The following is a 17,650-nucleotide window of genomic DNA, read 5'->3' on the forward strand; positions in this document are numbered from 1 at the left end:
GCCGTGTGGAGATGACGGAAACGCCATGGACATGACGCGTCCTGCGGGGTACGACGCGAAGACCCGCTTGAGACATCGATCGTGAACTTCCCGAGCTTCGGCTTCGGATCCCCGTGGGTGCTGCTCCTCCTGCTCGCCCTCCCCCTGTGGTGGGTGGCGCGCCGCCGGCGTCCTCCGTCGGCGATCGTCTTCTCGCGCGCCGGGACGCTGGCCGAGAGCCCGCGCCGCGGACAGTGGGTGCCGCGGCTGCTGTTCCTCGTCCGCAACCTCGCGATCGCCGGGCTCGTGATCGCCCTCGCCCGCCCCCGCTCGGGCGGCCGCACCGAGGAGTCGCTCAGCGACGGCATCGACATCGTGATCGCGTTCGACCTGTCGAGCTCCATGCTCGCGGAGGACTTCCAGCCCGAGAACCGGCTCGAGGTCGCGCGCGCCAAGATCAAGCAGTTCATCACGATGCGGAAGAACGACCGCATCGGCGTGGTGGCCTTCAGCGGCGAGGCGCTCACCCAGGTGCCGCTCACCACCGACTATCCGGTGGTGCTCGCGGCGGTCGACAACCTCCAGCCGGGGCAGCTCGAGGACGGCACGGCGATCGGCACCGCGATCGCCACCGCCGCGAACCGGCTCCGCTCCGCCCCCGGCCGGTCGCGCGTCATCGTGCTCCTCACCGATGGCGTGAACAACCGCGGCGCGATCGACCCGCGCACGGCGGCGCAGGCGGCCGGGCAGTTCCGCATCAAGGTCTACACGATCGGCGTCGGCTCGCGCGGGCTCGCGCCGGTGCCGGTGGGGCGCGGGCTGTTCGGCCTCCGGTACGAGAACCGCCCGGTGGAGATCGACGACAGCCTGCTCACCGACGTCGCCCGCATGACCGGGGGCCGATACTTCCGCGCGACGAACGCCCAGGCGCTCGACGAGATCACCCGCGAGATCGACCGCCTCGAGCGCACCCCCGCCCGCACCCACACGTACACGCGCTATACGGAGCTCTTCCGGTGGCCGCTGGGCGCCGCCGTCCTGGCGCTGTTCATGGAGCTGGGACTCCTCGCCTGGCGCGCGCCGCTGCTCTGACGTTTCGCCGTTTTTTGGGCCGCCGTCACCAGATCGCTGCGAAAAGGCTAAATCCTCGCACGGGTTTCGCTTAAGCGCGGGGCATGTCTCCGTCCCGCCCTCCGCAGCGCGCGACCGACTCGCAGAGCGACTCCCCCGTGGGGCGGCCTGCGGCGCGCGAGTCGGTCGGGCGGGTCGTCGGGCACGTCGGCGCGGGACAGGAGGATCGGCGGCGGCACCCCCGCCTCCCCGCCGATGCCGCCGAGGCGACGCCGATCTCGCCGGCCGAGCTCTGGGACGCGCTCGACGCGGTCTCCGAGCCCCTGTTCGTCGTCGACCGCCACTGGCGGCTCCGCTACCTGAACGGCGCCGCAGCCCGTCTCCTGTCGACCGACCGCGACTCGGCCGTCGGCGAGGTGATCTGGCGCGTCGACCGGCGGCTCACGAGCGACGTCTTTCACGACCCGCTGGTCGCTGCCATGCGCGAGCGGCGCGCCATGCACGCCGAGGGCTTCGTTCGCGAGACCTCGAGCTGGATCGTCGTCAGCGCGTATCCGACGACCGACGGCCTGCTCGTGCTGCAGCATGTCGCCGACACCTCGCCGACAGACGACGAGCAGCGTCACCTGCTCGAAGCCGAGCGCGCCGCGCGTGAGGAAGCCGAGCGGCTCGCCGCCGAGCTGCAGACCGCCCGGGAGGCCGCGGAGGGCGACCGTCGCGCGGCCGAGCAGGCGCGTGTCGACGCCGAGGCCGCGGCCCGCGCGAAGAGCGACTTCCTGGCGACGATGAGCCACGAGCTTCGCACGCCCATCAACGCCATCACGGGCTACACGCAGCTCCTCGAGCTCGGCGTCGCCGGGCCCGTCACGGACGCGCAGCGGGGCTACCTGAATCGTCTCCACGCGAGCGGCCGCCACCTGCTCGGCCTCGTCGACGACGTGCTCGACCTCGCGAACATCGAGCGCGGGCGCATGAGCATCACGCGCGAGCGGCTGACCACGGGCGTCGTCGTCGGCGCGGCGCTCGCGCTCATCACGCCGGAGGCGGCGGCCCGCTCCATCCGGCTGTACGACGAGCGCGAGGGCGACGTCGGGCTCCCGTTCGTCGGCGACGAGCACCGTGTTCGACAGATCCTGATCAACCTCCTGTCGAACGCGGTGAAGTTCACGCCGCCCGGCGGCACCGTGGCCGTCGGCTGCGACCACGTGGTCCATCGTCCCGGCAGCGAGCGCCCCGGCCCCGATGGCGAGTGGGTCTGCATCTCCGTGCGCGACACCGGCATCGGCATCGCGAAGGAGCAGCAGCGCGCCATCTTCGAGCCGTTCATGCAGGCGGACAGCAGCCGCACGCGGTCCGCCGGAGGTACCGGGCTCGGGCTCGCGCTGAGTCGGCGTCTCGCCCGGCTCATGGGGGGCGACCTCACCGTCGAGAGCCGGCTCGGCAAGGGCTCCACGTTCACGCTGCTCCTGCCGGTCGCCCCGGCGGCGGCGGAGAGCGGCGACGGGGCGGTCGCTGGCCCCGCGACCATCGCGCCTCCGCAGCGCGCCTGGACGGAGCCGACGCCCGCGGAGCTCGCGGCCCGGGTGCGCGAGCAGCTCGAGCAGGTCATCGCCGAGTTCGTGTCGCGGGTGCGCGCCGATCCGGCGTTCGGCGTCGGGCGCGCGCTGTCCCGGGCCCACCTCGAGAACCACACCCTCAGCCTGCTCGGCGCCGTGCTGCAGTCGCTCCGGGTGATCGAGGAGAGCGGGGGCCTGGAGGGCGACCTGCTGCGCGATGGGAGCGCGATCCAGGAGCACATCGCCTTCCAGCACGGCGAGCAGCGGTTCCGGCTCGGCTGGACGGCGTCCGTGCTGTCGCACGAGTACGCGATCCTGCGCGACGTCGTGCGCGCGGCGGTGGAGCGCGTCCCCGGGCAGCAGCAGGATCGGAGCGACCGCGCGATCGAGGTGCTCGACCGGCTGCTCACGCGCGCCGAGGAAGTGAGCCTGCGCGGCCACGAGCACGCGCGTCGGTTCGGCCGCGGCTAGTCGCCCGCTCGGGACGAGAGGATGGCGGCGCTCGCCCAGTCGCTGGCCCTGGCGTGGGCGTCGGGGATCAGCGTCTACGCCACGGTCGCGCTGCTCGGCATCGCGGGACGGCTCGGCTGGGTGGGGCCGCTCCCGTCGTCGCTGGACGGGGTCACGGACCTGTGGGTGATCGCGCTCGCCGGAGTACTTTACGTTTTCGAGTTCTCTGCGACGTTGATACCCGGCATCGCGTCGGCGTGGGAGACCTTCCACAGTGCCATCCGCCCCGTCGCCGGCGCGGCGATCGCCGTCGCCACCGTCTGGCACGCCGATCACCGCGTGGTCCTCTCCGCCGCCCTGCTCGGCGGCACCCTCGCCCTCGGCACCCACGCCACGAAGCTCGGGCTCCGCTACGCCATCGACACCAGCCCCGAGCCGGTCACGAACGGCATCGCGAACGTCGCCGAGCTCGGCGTCGTCGCCACGGTGGCGCTCCTGGTCTGGCACCACCCCTACGTGGCGCTCACGGTCGCGCTCGCGCTGCTCCTGCTCGGCGCGCTCGCCCTCCGCGCGCTGTGGCGCCTCCTGAAGGCGACCTTTCGACGGCGACCCTGATCCGGCGACGTGACGACGGCGACCTCGGGGCCACGACCGGTCGCGTCATCGAAAGCTCGCCGTCTTCAGGGTCTCCGCCGCACCTCGGTGTGGATCTGCTGCGCGAACGCCCGCGCCCCGTCGGGCAGCGTCACCGTGACCGTCGCCCGCATGTCCCCGTCGATGCGCGTGAGCCGGCCGAGCGTGGCGTCGAGCTCGATCGCCGCCGTTCCCTCCCCCGTTCCCGTGACCGACACGCTCCGGCCGCCGGCGATCGCCTGCCCGCGCATCCGCAGCGTCGTCTCGCGCCGCACCTGCACCCGGGCCCCGTCGATCGCCGTGATCTCGTAGCGCGCGACCGTCGTGACCGTCGTCGGCACGGGTCCCCGGCAGGTCACCACCGTAGCGCTATCACGCCACTTCGCTGATACCGCGACGATCGCCGGCACGTACAGCGCCGCCTCGCGCGCCGCCGCGATCCCCGCCGCCTGCGCCGTCCCGGCCGGTCCGACGCATCCGAACACCGCGCCCTGCGCGTCGAGTCGAGGACCGCGCCCGTCGATCCACCCCTGGAAGCGGACCGGCTCGGCGGGAGGCGGCGTCGCCCCGCCGATGCGCGACGAGGCATCCATCGACAGCGCGTCGACCTGGCCGCGGACCGCGACCGGACCGCGCGCGGACGGCGTGAGCTCGTACGTCACCTGCGCCGTCACCGTCGCCCGCTCGCGCCCGCGCTCGGCGTCCGGGCCCGCGGTCATCTCCACCGACGACTCGCTGCGCACGTCGTAGCTCGCCGACCCGCCGAGGTACGCGAACCGGGTCGCGGCCGGCGCTGCCGTCGGGGTCGGAGCCGCCGGCTCGGGCGTCGGGGCCGGCGTGGGAGTCGGCCGCGTCGGGCGGGCACGCGGCCCACACGCCGCCAGCGCGCCGGCGATCACGAGCGACCGGCCGGGACGCAGGGGCATGGAGGAAGGAAAGGGGTGCGATCACCGGCCTGTAAGCCGGGTCCTGTCGGCCCCCGACGCGGCGAGCCGCGACGGAGACCGGACGGTCATTTCTCTCGGGATCCGGTCGCCCGGACCCTCCAGCAGCCTACCCGCGGCTGTGCCGATGGCGCTCCCGGCTTTCACCGGAATGACACACCGGCTGACGAGACGGGCCGTCTCTCGCCGCCTATTTGGCCTTGCTCCGGCTGGGGTTTACCCTGCCACGCCCGTTACCGGGCGCGCGGTGGGCTCTTAACCCGCCTTTTCAACCTTGCCTGATCCCCTCGGTCTTCTGAGGGGCCATCGGCGGTGTGTTTTCTGTGGCACTGTCCGTCGCACCCCCGAAGAGGTGCGCCCAGGCGTTACCTGGCAGCCTGCCCTGTGGAGCCCGGACTTTCCTCGAGCGTCGCCGCTCGCGACCGTCCGGCCGATGACCGCACCCCCGAAATCTAATCGTCACACGCGCGTCTTTGGGCCCCACCGGACGGTGGCGCGCACTGGCGGGACAGCACGCTGAGACCCCCGCGCCACGGGCCGACAAAACGCACGGCAGCCTCGCACGACGCGACGCGCTCCCCGGAAATGCGCGGCGCTGTCGCGAGCCGGGCACGACGGCGGAGTGACACCCGCCCCTAGCGTGACCCCTCCGTCGGTCACCCTCGGCTCCCCGCTCCACCGGAGGACGCGCCATGTCCCCGTCGCTCGCCGCGCCGCCCGCCGCGCCCGCCCGCTACTCGCGTCCCCACCGCCGGACCGGCGCCCTCCCCGTCGCCACGCTGCTCACACCCGACGAGCGCCTCCGCGTCGACGCCGCCGGCCAGGGACTCTACGCCACGCTCCACCGGGAGACGCTCGACGACCTGCTGCGCGAGCTCCGCGCCCGGCCCGTCTCCGCGGTGATCCTCTCCACCGCGACGCTCGCCCACTGCGGCGGTCGTGAGGCTGCCCGCGTGGCGGAGCTCGTGCGCGGCTTCCCGCAGGTCCCCACCGTCGCCCTCGTCTCCGAGGTGGACGGCACGACGCCCCAGACGGTGCTCGCCCTCGGCGGGAGCGGCGTGCGACGGCTCGTCGACACCCGCCGCCCGGACGGGTGGACCGCGCTCCGCGACGCGCTCGCCGCCGACGAGCCGATCGACCTCCGCCAGCACGTCGTCGCGACGCTCGCCGCGGACCTCGTCGGCGCGCCCGACGGATGCCTCCGGTTCTTCGCCGCGCTCTTCGCCGCGCCGCCGGAGGTGACCACCGTGCGCGGGCTCGCGACGCTCATCGGCGTCCTCCCGACGACCCTCATGAGCCGCTTCTTCCGGACGCGGCTCCCGGCGCCGAAACGCTACCTCGCGCTCGCCCGGCTCGTGCGCGCCGCCCGCATGCTCGAGAACCCCGGCTGCACGCTCACCGCGGCGGCGCACTTCCTCGAGTACTCCAGCGCCCAGAGCTTCGGCCGCCACGTGCGGAAGGTGCTCGGCCTCACCCCGCGCGAGCTGCGGCGGCACTGGGGCGGCGTCGCCCTGTTCGACCGGTTCCGCGCGGAGCTCGTGCTACCCTACCGGGACGCGCTCCGGCGCTTCTCCCCCTACGGTCGATGAGCGGCGCACCCGCGCCCGCTCCACGACCACGGCCGGCTCACCCGTCTCCTGGCTCTCGAGCAGCGTGCGCTGGCGGTGGACGGCCGTGATGATGTCGCGCACGTGCACGCCGATCGCGTCGAGCGACCGCTGCGTGGCGAACGTCGCCGTGGATACGTCGCGCACCGCGGTGCCGTGCGACTGCGCCGCGCTCGCCGTCTCCTCGGTCACGCGGCGCAGCCGCTCCACGCCGGCCAGCACGAGCCCGATCGCCGCCGTGGCCTCGGTGGCGATCCCACCGACGTCGCGCACCGCCTGCTCCCCAGCCACCAGCGCCCGCGCGGCGCCGTCGATGTCGTCCCGCAGGCGCGCGACTGTCGTCGTGGCGGCACGAGCGGCCCGGCTGCTCTCCTCGGCCAGCTTCCGGATCTCCTCGGCCACCACGGCGAACCCTCGCCCTTCCTCGGCCGCCCGTGCCGCCTCGATCGATGCGTTCAGCGCCAGCCGGTTCGTCTGCCGCGCGATCCGCGACACGGTCGCCACGAGCATCCCGACGTGGTCCGACGCCTCCGCGAGCTCGCGCACCGCGGCGGCCGAGGCGAACACCTGATCGCCGACGGTCACGAGCGTCTCTGCCGCTCGGCTGACGGCCTGCTGTCCCGCTGCTGCGGACTCGGCGAGCCGCACCGCCTCCTCCGCCATCGCGCCGGCGCGGTCCATCACGCGGCCGGCTTCGCCCTCGGTGGCCGCCAACCGCGCCCCGTCGGCAGTGGTCGAGCGGCGGCGCTCCTCGAGCTCCGCGCCGAGCGCGTGGGCGGCGCGAAGGATCTCGCCGCCGAGCACCGCGGCGCCCGTCGTCGTCGCGCGCGCGGTCTCGCCCGAGCGCTCGGTCCGCGCCGCTGCGTCGTGCAGCGACGTCGCCGCCGTCTCGTGGGCGCGCCGGGCACCCGCCGCGGCCTGCTCCAGGCGCGCGAGCGTCGTCCCGCGCTCCGGCGTCGCGTCCGCGATCGCCGCCAGCGAGTCGGTCACCCGGTCGATGCGCTGCGCGCGCCGGCCCGCCGCCGCGGCGCGCCAGAGCATGGCGACGGCGATCGCCGCCGCGGTCGCGATCGTCGTTCCGAGCGACGCCGCCGTCCCCGCGAGCCGCCCGTGCCCCCAGGCCGCGGCCACGTAGCCGAGCGATGCGGCGACCGTCGACAGGATGGCGCGCCGGGCGTGGCCGCGGCGTGCGTCCAGCGCGTCGGGCTGCAGGAAGTACAGGGGCGCGAGCGCCGGCGCCCCGAACGCAAGCACGGCGAGGCTCACGAGCGCCCCGTCGCACACCACCCCGATCTCCCGATGCCATCCGGCGCGTGCCCCGCTCGACCGGCGCGCGACCGCCGTCAGCCGGCCGCCGAGGATCGCCACGCCGAGCGCCGCGACGCCGATCGCGACGAGGGCGCTCGACGACGGCGATACCCATCCGCGCGCATCGGCCAGGGGCGCGGCGAGCAGCGCGACGGCGAGAACGAGCGCTCCGCCGAGCCGCGCGGAGGCTGGCCCGTGTCTGGCATTCCGGGTGTTGGTCATCGTCTCGAAAGCGTTTCCACCGCCCCCTCCGTTCTGGGAGCCGGCTCATCGTCTGCCCGTGATCACGTTCGCGGAGTCCGTCGCGGCGGTCCTTCGACCGCGGATCCCCGAGCTCGCGCAGCACTGGACCACCCGCGCCCGCGCCGCGGCGCCGCGCGCCTCCGTCGCACCGGACGGCTCGGCGGAGCGCGTGGTGCGCGCCGTGGTCGGCTGTCTCGACAGGGACGCGCGGTGCCACGGCGAGGTAATGCGCGTCGCCTGGGAGATGGGCGCGGCCGCCCACGACGCGGGACTCTCGGCGCAGCACGTCCTGCGCGACGCCGACCTCCTGCTCGCCGTGCTGCTCACCGCCGTCGAGGAGGCGTCGCGCGCCGGCGAGCTCGCGTCGCCCGGCGAGACCGCGGTCGCCGACTCCTTCGACGTCGCGCGCCGCCTGCAGCGCGCGGTGGGGCTGCACGCGCAGGCGGCGGCGACGAGCTACCTGCACGCGCTCGTCGGCGCGCTGCGCGCGAGCTGGCGGCTGCTGCGGCACGATCTGCGCAACCCGCTCGGCACCATCCGGAGCGCGCTCTCGCTCATGGAGGACACGTCGCTCCCCGAGGCGGCGCGCACCGGACCGCGCATCCGCGCCATGCTCGCGCGCAACGCGGTGGCGCTGGAGGGCCTCATCGCGTCGCGGCTCGACGACCGGCTCGCCGAGTCGCTCGTCGCCGCGCCGCAGCGGGTGTCGCTGCGCGATGTCGCGCTCGCGGTGCGGCGGTCGCTGCGCGACGCCGCGCGTCAGGCGAAGTGCGAGATCGTGGTCGACGACGATCTGCCCGCGGCGCGGCTCGACGCGGCCGCGCTCGAGCTCACGCTCGGCACCGTGCTGCTCGCGGCGCTGTCGCACGCGCGCCCCGGCGACGTGCTGCGCGTGGAGTCGGCGCCACGCGGTGCGGTCGACGCCACGCGCGCGGTGTTGCGCGTGGTGCGCGAGCGCGCGGGCGACGGCGCCGACGCCTGGGATCCCGACGGTCTCGCGCTGTCGGTGGAGCTGGCCGGGGAGTACGGCGGGCGCGTCGCGGCACATCCGCGCGCGCTGGAGCTGGAGCTGCCGCTGCTCGCCGAGCCCGATGACATCGGCGTCGTGCGCGCGGCGACGGTGCCCGCGTCAGCCCGGCAGCAGCGCGACGACGTCGCTCGCGCGGACTAACGCGATCACGGGCACGCCGTCCTGCTCGATCGCCTCGCGCCCGCCTTCCTCGCGGTCCACCACGGCGAGCACGCCCACCACCTCGCCGCCCGCGCCGCGCACCGCCTCGATCGCGCGGCGCGCGGACCCGCCCGTCGTGATCACGTCCTCGATCACGGCGACGCGGTCGCCCGCCTGGAACGGCCCTTCGATGAGCCGTCCGGTGCCGTGCGTCTTCGCCTCCTTGCGCACGGTGAACGCGCGCAGCGGACGGTCGGCGAGCGCGCTCGCGTAGGCGATCGCGTACGACACCGGATCGGCGCCGAGCGTGAGGCCGCCGACGGCATTCACGTCCCATCCCGCGCGATCGAACGCGGCGAGGGCGGTGGGGCCGATGAGCGCGAGTCCATCGGGGCTCATTGTGGTGAGTCGCGCGTCGATGTATAAGCTCGACGTCCGCCCCGAGCTCAGCGTGAATTGCCCGCGTCGCGCGGACCGCTCGGCGAGCATGCGGACGAGCGTGGAATCGGCGGAAGCGGGAGGGGACGCGTGCGAATCGGCCATGCGTGCGGGCGCTCGGGGGTGAGGTGACGCGGAGCTTACCGGGGCCGCGCACGTCGAGCAACCGCGCGATGTCGGACACCGCGGAGTGGCGGCGCCAGATCGACGACCGGAGCGAGGCGCCGCTCAGCGCGGGCTCGCGCGTCGCGACCGCGGCGCTCGCCGTCGCGTTCGTCGTCGTGATCGTGGTGCTGCTGAGCGCCGATCGCGCGATCGTCACCGCGAGCCCGGTCGTCGGCGCGATCGTGCCCGGCGTGAAGGACACGGTGCTGCGCGCGGGCATGTGGACGATCGGGCTCACCGCGCTCGGCGCGCTCGTCATCGGGCTCACGCACGAGCGGCGTCTCACGCGCCGAGTGGCGGAGCGCTCGGCGGAGCTCGAGCGGCTCTCGGCGGAGCTCATTCGCGTGAACCGCGCGAAGAGCGAGTTCCTCGCGAACGTGTCGCACGAGCTGCGGACGCCGTTGAACGCGATCGTCGGCTTCGTCGATCTGCTGCAGGACGGCGTGTACGGCGAGCTCGCGCCGCGGCAGGCGGGTCCGGTGCAGCGCATCGCCGCGTCGGCGGCGCACCTGCGCACGCTCGTCGACCAGATCCTGGATCTCGCGAAGATCGCCGCCGGGCGCCTGGAGGTGCATCCGGAGCCGGTGGAGCTGAGCCCCTTCGTGCTCGACGTGGCGACGGAGGTCGAGCCGCTCATCACCGAGCGCGGGCTCGCGCTCACGCTCGCCGTGCCTAACACCATGCCGCGCCCGCGCACGGATCCGTCGCATCTGCGGCAGATTCTCGTGAACCTGCTCGGCAACGCGGTGAAGTTCACGCCGGAGGGACGCATCACGGTGCGCGCGACGTTCGTCGACCGCGACGCGCCGGACTCCGATCCGCGCGGTGAGCGTCCGGGCTCGCCGCGGCCGCGCGGCGGTGGAGGCCGCGCCGCGCCGTCGCGCCGCTGGCTCGCCGAGCGCGCCCCGGAGACGGGCGGGGGCCGCTACTGGATCGCGCTGCAGGTCATCGATACCGGCGTCGGCATCGCGCCCGGGGACCAGGAGCGCATCTTCGACGAGTTCGAGCAGGTGGGTCCGCGCGCCGGCGACTCCGCGCAGCGCGGCACGGGGCTCGGGCTCGCGATCTCGCGGCGTCTCGCGCGGCTGCTCGGCGGCGACCTCACGCTCGACAGCGCGCTCGGGGAGGGAACGACGTTCGTCGTCTGGCTCCCGATCGATGCCGCTGACGTGCCGACGGCCTGATGCGGCGCTGATCGTTCGGCGCTAGTGAAGCGGCGCTGAAAAAGCGGCCCTGATACCGCGCGTTGTCAGCGCCGAAGTATCGGAGCCGCCGTATCAGCGCCGCCTCACCAGCGCCGAAGCATCAGGATCTCTTGAAGATCCCCTTGATCTTCCCGAGCAGCCCCGGCCCCGACCCGTCGACCGCGGGTTCGGCGAGCAGCGCGGCGCGCAGCTCGCGCGCGAACGTGCGCACGTCCACGTAGCGGTCCTTCGGGTTCTTCGACAGCCCGCGCATGATGACGGCCTCGATCGCCGGCGCGAACACGAGCCCCTCCTTCGCCTTGTTCAGCGGCTGCGGCGGCTGCGAGAGGAGCTGCGTGAACATCTCGCGTGGCGACTTGCCGCTGAACGGGAGACAGCCGGAGAGCAGGAAGTACGCGATGGTCGCGAGCGAGTACTGGTCGGCCGCGGTGGAGACGAGCTCGCCGGACAGCGCTTCGGGCGCGACGTACATCAGCGTGCCGACGAAGAAGCCGGCGCGCGTGAGGCGCTCGTCGGGGTTCTGCTCGGCGTCGAGCGCGATGCCGAAGTCGAGCAGCTTCACCGTGTGCGTCACCGGATCGTACATCACGTTCTCCGGCTTCAGGTCGCGGTGCACGATCCCCACGTCGTGCGCCGCCTGCACGGCATCGGCGATCTGGCCGACGATGTCCGCGACCTCGGCCGGCGGGAGCGGGCAGTTGCGCTTCGCGTAGCGCTCGAGGATCTCGCCGTTCGCCCACTCCGTGGCGAGGAAGTGCAGCCCGGGCTCGGCCTCGCCGATCTCGATCGTGCGCACCACGTTGGGATGCGTCACGCGGCCCCCGAACTGGGCCTCGCGCACGAAGCGCGCGACGGCGGTGCGGTCCTGGCGGAGCTTCTCGCGCAGGATCTTCACCGCGACGGTCCCGTGCGTCGGGTGGTCGGCGCGATACACGGCCGACGTTCCTCCCTCGCCGACCAGGCTGCGCAGTTCGTAGCCGGCGACCGTCGTGCCGACTAAAGTCTCTCGGGACACGCGGCCGAACCTAACTCGCGTCGCTGGGGCTGGCAAGCGACGCAGAGAGGGCGCGACGGCCCGTTCGCGGGGTACGATTGTCGCCACACGCAGAGCATCGCGCGTGTGCGCGAAACCGGTCAGGAGCATCAGGATGGGGTTCGTTCGGAACGGAGCGTATGGGACGCGCGTGATGCTGCTCGCGACGGTGGCGACGACGACCGCGTGCGCGCGGCGTCCCGACGTCGCGCCGGCCGGCTCGGCGCGCGGCGATCAGGGGGGAATGCTCGCGCGTCGCGCGCCGGGTGGTCCCGACCTCGCCGCCGCGTACCAGCAGATGGGTCTCGTCGTGGCGCGCGGCGACGCGCCGTTCGTCGCATCGGTCGCGCACTTCGCCACGGCGTCGCGCGACTCGACGCTGCTGCTGCTCTCGCTCTCGCTCGCCAACCGCGCGCTGACGTTCGAGCGGGAAGGGGACCGCTACCGCGCCGCCTACGAGGTGCGCGCCGAGCTGCGACTCGGCGACAGCGTGGTGCGTCGGATCTCGGCGGACGAGGTCGTGCGGGTAGCGACGTTCAAGGAGACCGCGCGCGGCGACGAGAGCGTCGTGTTCGCGCACTACTTCGCGGCCGCGCCCGCCGCGTACACGCTGCGCATCGCCGTGCGCGACGCGGCGAGCGGCCGCAGCGCGGCGTCGGAGACGCCGCTCGTCGTGCCGCGCATGGGGCAGGGCGCCGAGGTGCGGATGTCGACGCCGGTGGTGGCGTACGCGAGCGCCGGACGCGCGCGGCTCGACACGCTGCCCGACGTCACGCCGCGGCCGCGCGCGACCGCCACGTTCGGCCAGGACTCCGTCGTCGCGCTGTACGTCGAGTCGTACGCCGATGCGACGACGCCGCGGCTGCCGCTGCGCGTCGTGGCGCGCGGCGAGCGCGGTGCCGCGGTGTGGAGCGATACGGCGTCGGTCGCGCGACGCGGCGCGTTGTACGCGGGTGAGCTGCGGCTTCCCGTGCCGCGGCTCGGCGTCGGCATCGTCACCGTCGACGTCACGCACGGCGCGGACTCGGCGCGCGCCGCGCTGTTCGTTGGGCTCGGCGAGGATCTGCCGGCGGCGACGTTCGAGGACGTGCTCGCGTACCTGCGCTACTACGCGTCGCCGGAGCGGCTGCGCGCGCTGCGCGACGCGTCGCCCGAGCTGCGTCCCGCGGTGTGGGCCGCGTTCCTGCGCGAGAGCGATCCGGTGAGCGCGACCCCCGAGCACGAGGGGCTGCGCGAGTACTTCGCGCGCGTGCGCGCGGCGAACGCGCGCTTCGGCGAGGAGTCCACGCCCGGATGGATGACGGACCGCGGCATGACGTACATCGTGTTAGGCGAGCCCGATCAGATCGCCGATCCCGCGGAGCAGGATCCGAACGCGAAGGGGCGCACGCAGGTGTGGGAGTATCGCACGGAGAAGCTGCAGCTCACGTTCACGGATCGCGGGGGCTTCGGTCGCTGGCGCCTCACGTCGCCGAGTGCGGCGCAGGTGCAGGCGGTGATGCGGCGCAAGCTCGTGCCGTAGCGCCATGACGTCCGGCCCGATGGCGCCCAACGTCGTTGGGCCGTTGCGCGTGGAGCTCGCGCGCAAGGCGATCCACGTCGCGTCGGCGACGATCCCGATCGCGTACGCCGCAGGGCTGTCGCGCGCTCGCGTGCTCCTCGTGCTCGCCGGGCTCGGCGCGGTGGCCATCGTCGTGGAGCTCGCGCGCAGCCGCTCGTCGCGCGTGCGCGCGCTGTTCGTCGGCGCGGTCGGCGCGCTGCTGCGCGAGCACGAGCATCGTACATGGTCGGGTGCGAGCTGGCTGCTTGCCGCGTACGCGCTGTCGGTGCTGCTGTTCCCGCGCGCGATGGCCGTGGCCGCGATGCTCGCCGCGGGCCTCGGCGATGCGGCGGCAGCGGTGGTGGGACGCAGCGTAGCGGTGGCGCGCGCGCGACGTGGCGCCGGCGCCACGGTGCTTCGAGGCAAGACGTTCGCGGGAAGCGCGGCGTGCGCGGTGGTGACGTTCGCCGCGGCACTGCTCGTCGCATCGCTGTCGCCGCTCGCGGCGGCGGCCGCGGCGCTCTCGGCGAGCGTGGCGGAACGGTGGGACGCACGGTGGCATCGCATCGGCGCGATCGACGACAACGTGCGCGTCGCGTTGGCCGCGGGTGCGGCGGCGTGGCTCGTGAGCGTCCTAACGCGATCGAGTTAGCACGCCGTCACGACGTTCGCGTGCGCGCGTTTCCGTGCGTGAGCGACGCGTGTGCGCCCTCATAATGCGTCGTGCGGGCCTTGACAAGGTTTAGGGGTGATCCTATATAGGCCCGCGCAAGCCGTCCGGCTTGTCCGGCACGCGCGGCAACCGCAGTGCAGGCCCGAATACGCTTCATGTGGCAGGAGACAGTCTGTATGGCCAGAGGGAAGGTCAAGTGGTTCAATGACGCCAAGGGCTATGGCTTCATTGAGCAGGAGGGGGGGGAGGACGTGTTCGTCCACTTCTCCGCCATCGCGATGGAGGGTTTCAAGACCCTCACCGAAGGTCAGCTCGTCGAGTTCGAGATCAAGAGCGGCGACAAGGGGCTTCACGCGGCGAACGTCGTCCGCATCTGAGCTCGGCGCCTCATCGGCCATCCGAACTGTCTCCGCCTGTCGGGAGTCCTCCCGACAGGCGGTCGACGTTTTGTAGGTTGCGAGGTCGCGGGGGCGCGTGCATGCGGGGGATGCCGCATGAATCGGCCGTCCCGAATCCACATGTTTTGTCCGCCGACCTCGCTCGACCATGCCTGACGCCACGCCCGCGGCCACGCCGCCCGTCGCTCCGCCGCCGCGCCTCTTTCTCGTCGACGGCTACGCGCTGATCTACCGCGCGTTCTTCGCGCTCATCTCGCGGCCGCTCCGCACGAGCCGCGGCGAGAACACCTCCGCGGCGTGGGGCATCGTCAACTTCCTCAACCGGCTGATCACCACCCACAAGCCCGAGTACCTCGGCTGGGTGCACGACAGCGGCTTGAGCTTCCGGCACGAGCAGTACCCCGCGTACAAGGCGACGCGCGAGAAGCTCACCGAGGAGCTGCAGGACGACTTCGACCGCGGCATGGAGCGCATCTGCCAGCTCCTCGAGGCGTATCGCATCCCGATCATCTCCATGGCCGGCTACGAGGCCGACGACGTCATCGGATCGCTCGCGAAGAAGGGGACGAATGCGGGGCTGCAGGTCGTCGTCGTGAGCGGCGACAAGGACTTCCACCAGCTCGTTAGGCCGGGCGTCTGGCTGCTGAACCCGGGACGCGGCGGCCCCGCCGCGGTCGACGAGCAGTGGGTCTCCGTGGAGAACGGATCCGAACGGTTAGGCGTCCCCCCCGAGCGCACGACCGACTACCTCGCGCTCGTCGGCGACTCGAGCGACAACGTCCCCGGCGTGAAGGGCATCGGCGACAAGGGCGCGCAGGAGCTCATCGCGGAGTTCGGCGACCTCGAGACGATCCTCGCGAACGTCGACAAGATCACGAAGAAGCGTCCGCGCGAGGCGCTGCAGGCCGGCGCCGACAGCGCGCGGCTGTCGAAGGAGCTCGTCACCATCCTGTGCGACCTCGACGTGCCGTTCGACCTCGAGAAGTTCCGCATCGAGGAGCCGGACCGCGAGGCGCTGAAGCCGTTGTACGCGGAGCTCGAGTTCACCGCGCTGCTGAAGGACGTCGTCGCGAGCGCCGCGCCGGCCGAGAAGGCGAAGGAGGCGGTGACGTACGAGACCGTCGACACGGTGCAGGCGATGAAGCGACTCGTCGCGCGCGCGCGCAAGGCGCGCACGATCGCCGTCGACACGGAGACCGTCGTCGACCCGAGCTCGCCGACGAAGATCGACCCGCTCCGCTCCACACTCGTGAGCCTCTCCATCGCGCTCGCGCCGGGCGAGGCGTACTACCTGCCGCTCGCCCACCGCATGTGGGAGCCGCCGCAGGCGGAGCTCGCGTTAGGCATCCCCGACGCACCGGGCGACCGCTCGCCCACCGACGCGCCGGAGGACCGCGGCCTGTTCAGCGGCGGCGACGAGCCGGGGGGCGAGCCGATCGTCGCCGCGCCGAAGAAGAAGAAGGCGGCCGCGAAGAAGGCGGCGTCGGCTCCCGAGCCCGCCGGCATCGGCGGCCGCATGATCGCCGAGCGCGGGGCCCAGCCGCCGAAGAACCTCCCGCCGCTGCTGAGCGACGAGATGCGCCCGCTCGTCGAGCTGCTCGAGGACGAGAGCGTCTCGAAGACGCTGCAGAACGCGAAGTACGACGTGCTCGCGCTGCGACGCGCCGGCGTGACGCTGCGCGGCGTCGACTTCGACACGATGCTCGCGAGCTACGTGCTCGATCCCGGACGCCGCTCGCACGGCATGGACGTGCTGGCCGCGGAGTTCCTCGACTACACGATGATCGCGTACGAGGATCTCACCGGCAAAGGGAAGGGGCAGCTCGCGTTCGACGTCGTGCCGGTGGAGGCGGCGCGCGACTACTCGTGCGAGGACGCCGACATCACGCTCCGGCTGCGCGAGATCTTCGAGCCGCAGCTCGAGTCGCAGGGGCTGACGACCCTGTTCCGCGAGGTCGAGATGCCGCTCGTCTGCGTGCTCGCCGAGATGGAGTGGACCGGCATCGCGATCGACGTCGAGCACTTCAAGTCGCTCAAGGAGCGCTTCCAGGCCGAGCGCGAGCGCGTGGAGAAGGAGATCTACGTCGAGGCGGGCGAGGAGTTCAACATCAACTCGAACCCGCAGCTCCGCGTGCTGCTGTTCGAGAAGCTCGGCCTCCCGGTGAAGAAGCGCACGCCGACCGGTCCGTCCACGGACGCGAGCGTGCTCACCGAGCTCGCCGACGAGGGACACGTGATCCCGCAGCTCCTCATGGAGTACCGCGAGATCTTCAAGCTCGAGGGCACGTACATCGACACGCTGCCCGCGCTCGTGCACCCGGAGACGGGACGCATCCACACGACGTACAGCCAGGCCGTCGCCGCGACGGGTCGGCTCTCGTCGAACGATCCGAACTTGCAGAACATCCCGATCCGGAAGGAGCTGGGCCGGGACATCCGCCGTGGCTTCGTCCCCCGCAAGGGATGGAAGCTGATGGCCGCCGACTACTCGCAGATCGAGCTGCGCCTGCTCGCGCACTTCTCCGGCGATCCGGCGTTCGTGCAGGCGTTCAACTCCGGCGGCGACATCCATCGCCAGACGGCGGCCATCATCTTCGGCGTGCCGCTCGACGACGTCACGAAGGAGATGCGCGGCCGCGCGAAGACGATCAACTTCGCGACGATCTACGGCCAGGGCGCGCACGCGCTGTCGCGCCAGCTCAAGATCGCCAACGCCGAAGCGCGCGAGTTCATCGCCACGTACTTCGAGCGCTTCCGCGGCGTGAGAGAGTACCTGGAAGGACAGGTCGAGTTCGCGCGCGAGCACGGCTACGTGGAGACGCTGTTCAAGCGCCGGCGCTACATCCCGGAGCTGAAGGAGAAGAACTTCAACATCCGCGCGTTCGGCGAGCGCGTGGCGCAGAACGCGCCCATCCAGGGCTCGGCGGCGGACCTCATCAAGGTCGCGATGATCCGCATCGACCGCGCGCTGCGCGAGCGGGGGCTGAGCACGAAGATGCTGCTCCAGGTGCACGACGAGCTCGTGTTCGAGGTGCCCGTGCCGGAGCTCGCGGACGTCACGGCGCTGGTGCGCGCGGAGATGGAGGGAGCGGCCTCGCTCTCGGTGCCCCTGCTCGTGGAAGTCGGGGTCGGGGACAACTGGCTCGAGGCGAAGTGAGGGCTACCCCGCACGCCGTGGTATCCTCTTCGCATCGTCACGGTCGCAGTCGCCGGTTCGCCGTCGAACGGCCTCGCAT

Annotated in this window: 14 protein-coding genes and 1 other RNA gene; 10 read left to right on the forward strand and 5 right to left on the reverse strand. The window is 72.9% G+C overall.

The features are described from left to right. Positions 1–81 precede the first annotated feature (81 nt). The 3 genes from J421_RS05675 to J421_RS05685 all read left to right on the forward strand — a co-directional run bounded on the left by J421_RS05675 (position 82) and on the right by J421_RS05685 (position 3,671). Entirely contained in the window at positions 82–1,071 is a 990-nt protein-coding gene (locus J421_RS05675) for a VWA domain-containing protein (protein ID WP_025410200.1), read from the forward strand. 83 nt (positions 1,072–1,154) lie between these two features. After that, positions 1,155–3,077 carry a sensor histidine kinase gene (locus tag J421_RS05680; protein WP_104022299.1) on the forward strand — a complete coding sequence of 641 codons (1,923 nt, stop codon included), beginning with the start codon at positions 1,155–1,157 and terminating at the stop codon, positions 3,075–3,077. A gap of 21 nt (positions 3,078–3,098) precedes the next feature. Further along, entirely contained in the window at positions 3,099–3,671 is a 573-nt protein-coding gene (locus tag J421_RS05685) for a DUF4126 domain-containing protein (protein ID WP_025410202.1), read from the forward strand. Between the two features lie 65 nt (positions 3,672–3,736). Here the strand turns inward: J421_RS05685 and J421_RS05690 are convergent, their stop codons facing one another. Both J421_RS05690 and rnpB read right to left on the reverse strand, forming a co-directional pair. Beyond that, entirely contained in the window at positions 3,737–4,615 is an 879-nt protein-coding gene (locus tag J421_RS05690; protein ID WP_025410203.1) for a hypothetical protein, read from the reverse strand. Between the two features lie 16 nt (positions 4,616–4,631). Then, an RNA gene (gene rnpB / locus J421_RS05695) (RNase P RNA component class A) lies at positions 4,632–5,071 on the reverse strand. A 254-nt stretch (positions 5,072–5,325) separates the two neighbouring features. Between rnpB and J421_RS05700 the strand changes: the two genes are divergently transcribed. Beyond that, positions 5,326–6,222, forward strand: a complete 897-nt coding sequence (locus J421_RS05700; protein ID WP_025410204.1) for a helix-turn-helix transcriptional regulator — start codon at positions 5,326–5,328, stop codon at positions 6,220–6,222. On the opposite strand, the gene J421_RS05705 is transcribed toward J421_RS05700, so the two are convergent. Then, positions 6,175–7,770: a methyl-accepting chemotaxis protein gene (locus J421_RS05705; protein WP_025410205.1), complete on the reverse strand. Its 1,596-nt coding sequence runs from the start codon at positions 7,768–7,770 to the stop codon at positions 6,175–6,177. The genes J421_RS05700 and J421_RS05705 overlap by 48 nt on opposite strands. Before the next feature lie 58 nt (positions 7,771–7,828). On the opposite strand from J421_RS05705, the gene J421_RS05710 reads away from it, so the two are divergent. Beyond that, complete coding sequence (locus J421_RS05710) at positions 7,829–8,962, forward strand: histidine kinase (protein ID WP_025410206.1); 1,134 nt, start codon at positions 7,829–7,831, stop codon at positions 8,960–8,962. Here J421_RS05710 and pyrE read toward each other — a convergent pair. Then, positions 8,921–9,505, reverse strand: a complete 585-nt coding sequence (gene pyrE, locus J421_RS05715; RefSeq protein ID WP_104022300.1) for an orotate phosphoribosyltransferase — start codon at positions 9,503–9,505, stop codon at positions 8,921–8,923. The two genes, J421_RS05710 and pyrE, sit on opposite strands and share 42 nt — an antisense overlap. 68 nt (positions 9,506–9,573) lie before the next feature. Here pyrE and J421_RS05720 point away from each other — a divergent pair, with 68 nt between their 5' ends. Continuing rightward, positions 9,574–10,749, forward strand: a complete 1,176-nt coding sequence (locus J421_RS05720; protein WP_148306169.1) for a sensor histidine kinase — start codon at positions 9,574–9,576, stop codon at positions 10,747–10,749. Positions 10,750–10,870: 121 nt separating this feature from the next. Here J421_RS05720 and J421_RS05725 read toward each other — a convergent pair whose 3' ends face one another. Next, positions 10,871–11,785: a serine/threonine-protein kinase gene (locus J421_RS05725; RefSeq protein WP_025410209.1), complete on the reverse strand. Its 915-nt coding sequence runs from the start codon at positions 11,783–11,785 to the stop codon at positions 10,871–10,873. Between the two features lie 133 nt (positions 11,786–11,918). On the opposite strand from J421_RS05725, the gene J421_RS05730 reads away from it, so the two are divergent. The 4 genes from J421_RS05730 (at position 11,919) to polA (ending at position 17,571) form a co-directional block, all read left to right on the forward strand. Next, positions 11,919–13,325, forward strand: coding sequence for a GWxTD domain-containing protein (locus J421_RS05730; RefSeq protein WP_104022303.1), 1,407 nt, complete (start codon positions 11,919–11,921; stop codon positions 13,323–13,325). A 4-nt stretch (positions 13,326–13,329) separates the two neighbouring features. Then, entirely contained in the window at positions 13,330–13,995 is a 666-nt protein-coding gene (locus J421_RS05735; protein WP_025410211.1) for a hypothetical protein, read from the forward strand. A gap of 197 nt (positions 13,996–14,192) precedes the next feature. Next, positions 14,193–14,393 (forward strand): cold-shock protein, encoded by a 201-nt coding sequence (locus tag J421_RS05740; RefSeq protein ID WP_025410212.1) that lies wholly within the window; start codon positions 14,193–14,195, stop codon positions 14,391–14,393. 169 nt (positions 14,394–14,562) lie between these two features. Further along, positions 14,563–17,571: a DNA polymerase I gene (gene polA / locus J421_RS05745; protein ID WP_104022304.1), complete on the forward strand. Its 3,009-nt coding sequence runs from the start codon at positions 14,563–14,565 to the stop codon at positions 17,569–17,571. Positions 17,572–17,650: the final 79 nt, after the last annotated feature.

Origin of the sequence: Gemmatirosa kalamazoonensis (assembly GCF_000522985.1) — a bacterium.
Lineage (GTDB): Bacteria > Gemmatimonadota > Gemmatimonadetes > Gemmatimonadales > Gemmatimonadaceae > Gemmatirosa > Gemmatirosa kalamazoonensis.

Coding starts and splice junctions, on each gene's coding strand:
- J421_RS05685 (WP_025410202.1), top strand. CDS start 3,099: ATGGCGGCGCTCGCCCAGTCGCTGGCCCTGGCGTGGGCGTCGGGGATC.
- J421_RS05705 (WP_025410205.1), bottom strand. CDS start 7,770: ATGACCAACACCCGGAATGCCAGACACGGGCCAGCCTCCGCGCGGCTC.
- J421_RS05700 (WP_025410204.1), top strand. CDS start 5,326: ATGTCCCCGTCGCTCGCCGCGCCGCCCGCCGCGCCCGCCCGCTACTCG.
- J421_RS05720 (WP_148306169.1), top strand. CDS start 9,574: ATGTCGGACACCGCGGAGTGGCGGCGCCAGATCGACGACCGGAGCGAG.
- J421_RS05740 (WP_025410212.1), top strand. CDS start 14,193: ATGGCCAGAGGGAAGGTCAAGTGGTTCAATGACGCCAAGGGCTATGGC.
- J421_RS05690 (WP_025410203.1), bottom strand. CDS start 4,615: ATGCCCCTGCGTCCCGGCCGGTCGCTCGTGATCGCCGGCGCGCTGGCG.
- polA (WP_104022304.1), top strand. CDS start 14,563: ATGCCTGACGCCACGCCCGCGGCCACGCCGCCCGTCGCTCCGCCGCCG.
- J421_RS05730 (WP_104022303.1), top strand. CDS start 11,919: ATGGGGTTCGTTCGGAACGGAGCGTATGGGACGCGCGTGATGCTGCTC.
- pyrE (WP_104022300.1), bottom strand. CDS start 9,505: ATGGCCGATTCGCACGCGTCCCCTCCCGCTTCCGCCGATTCCACGCTC.
- J421_RS05735 (WP_025410211.1), top strand. CDS start 13,330: ATGACGTCCGGCCCGATGGCGCCCAACGTCGTTGGGCCGTTGCGCGTG.
- J421_RS05680 (WP_104022299.1), top strand. CDS start 1,155: ATGTCTCCGTCCCGCCCTCCGCAGCGCGCGACCGACTCGCAGAGCGAC.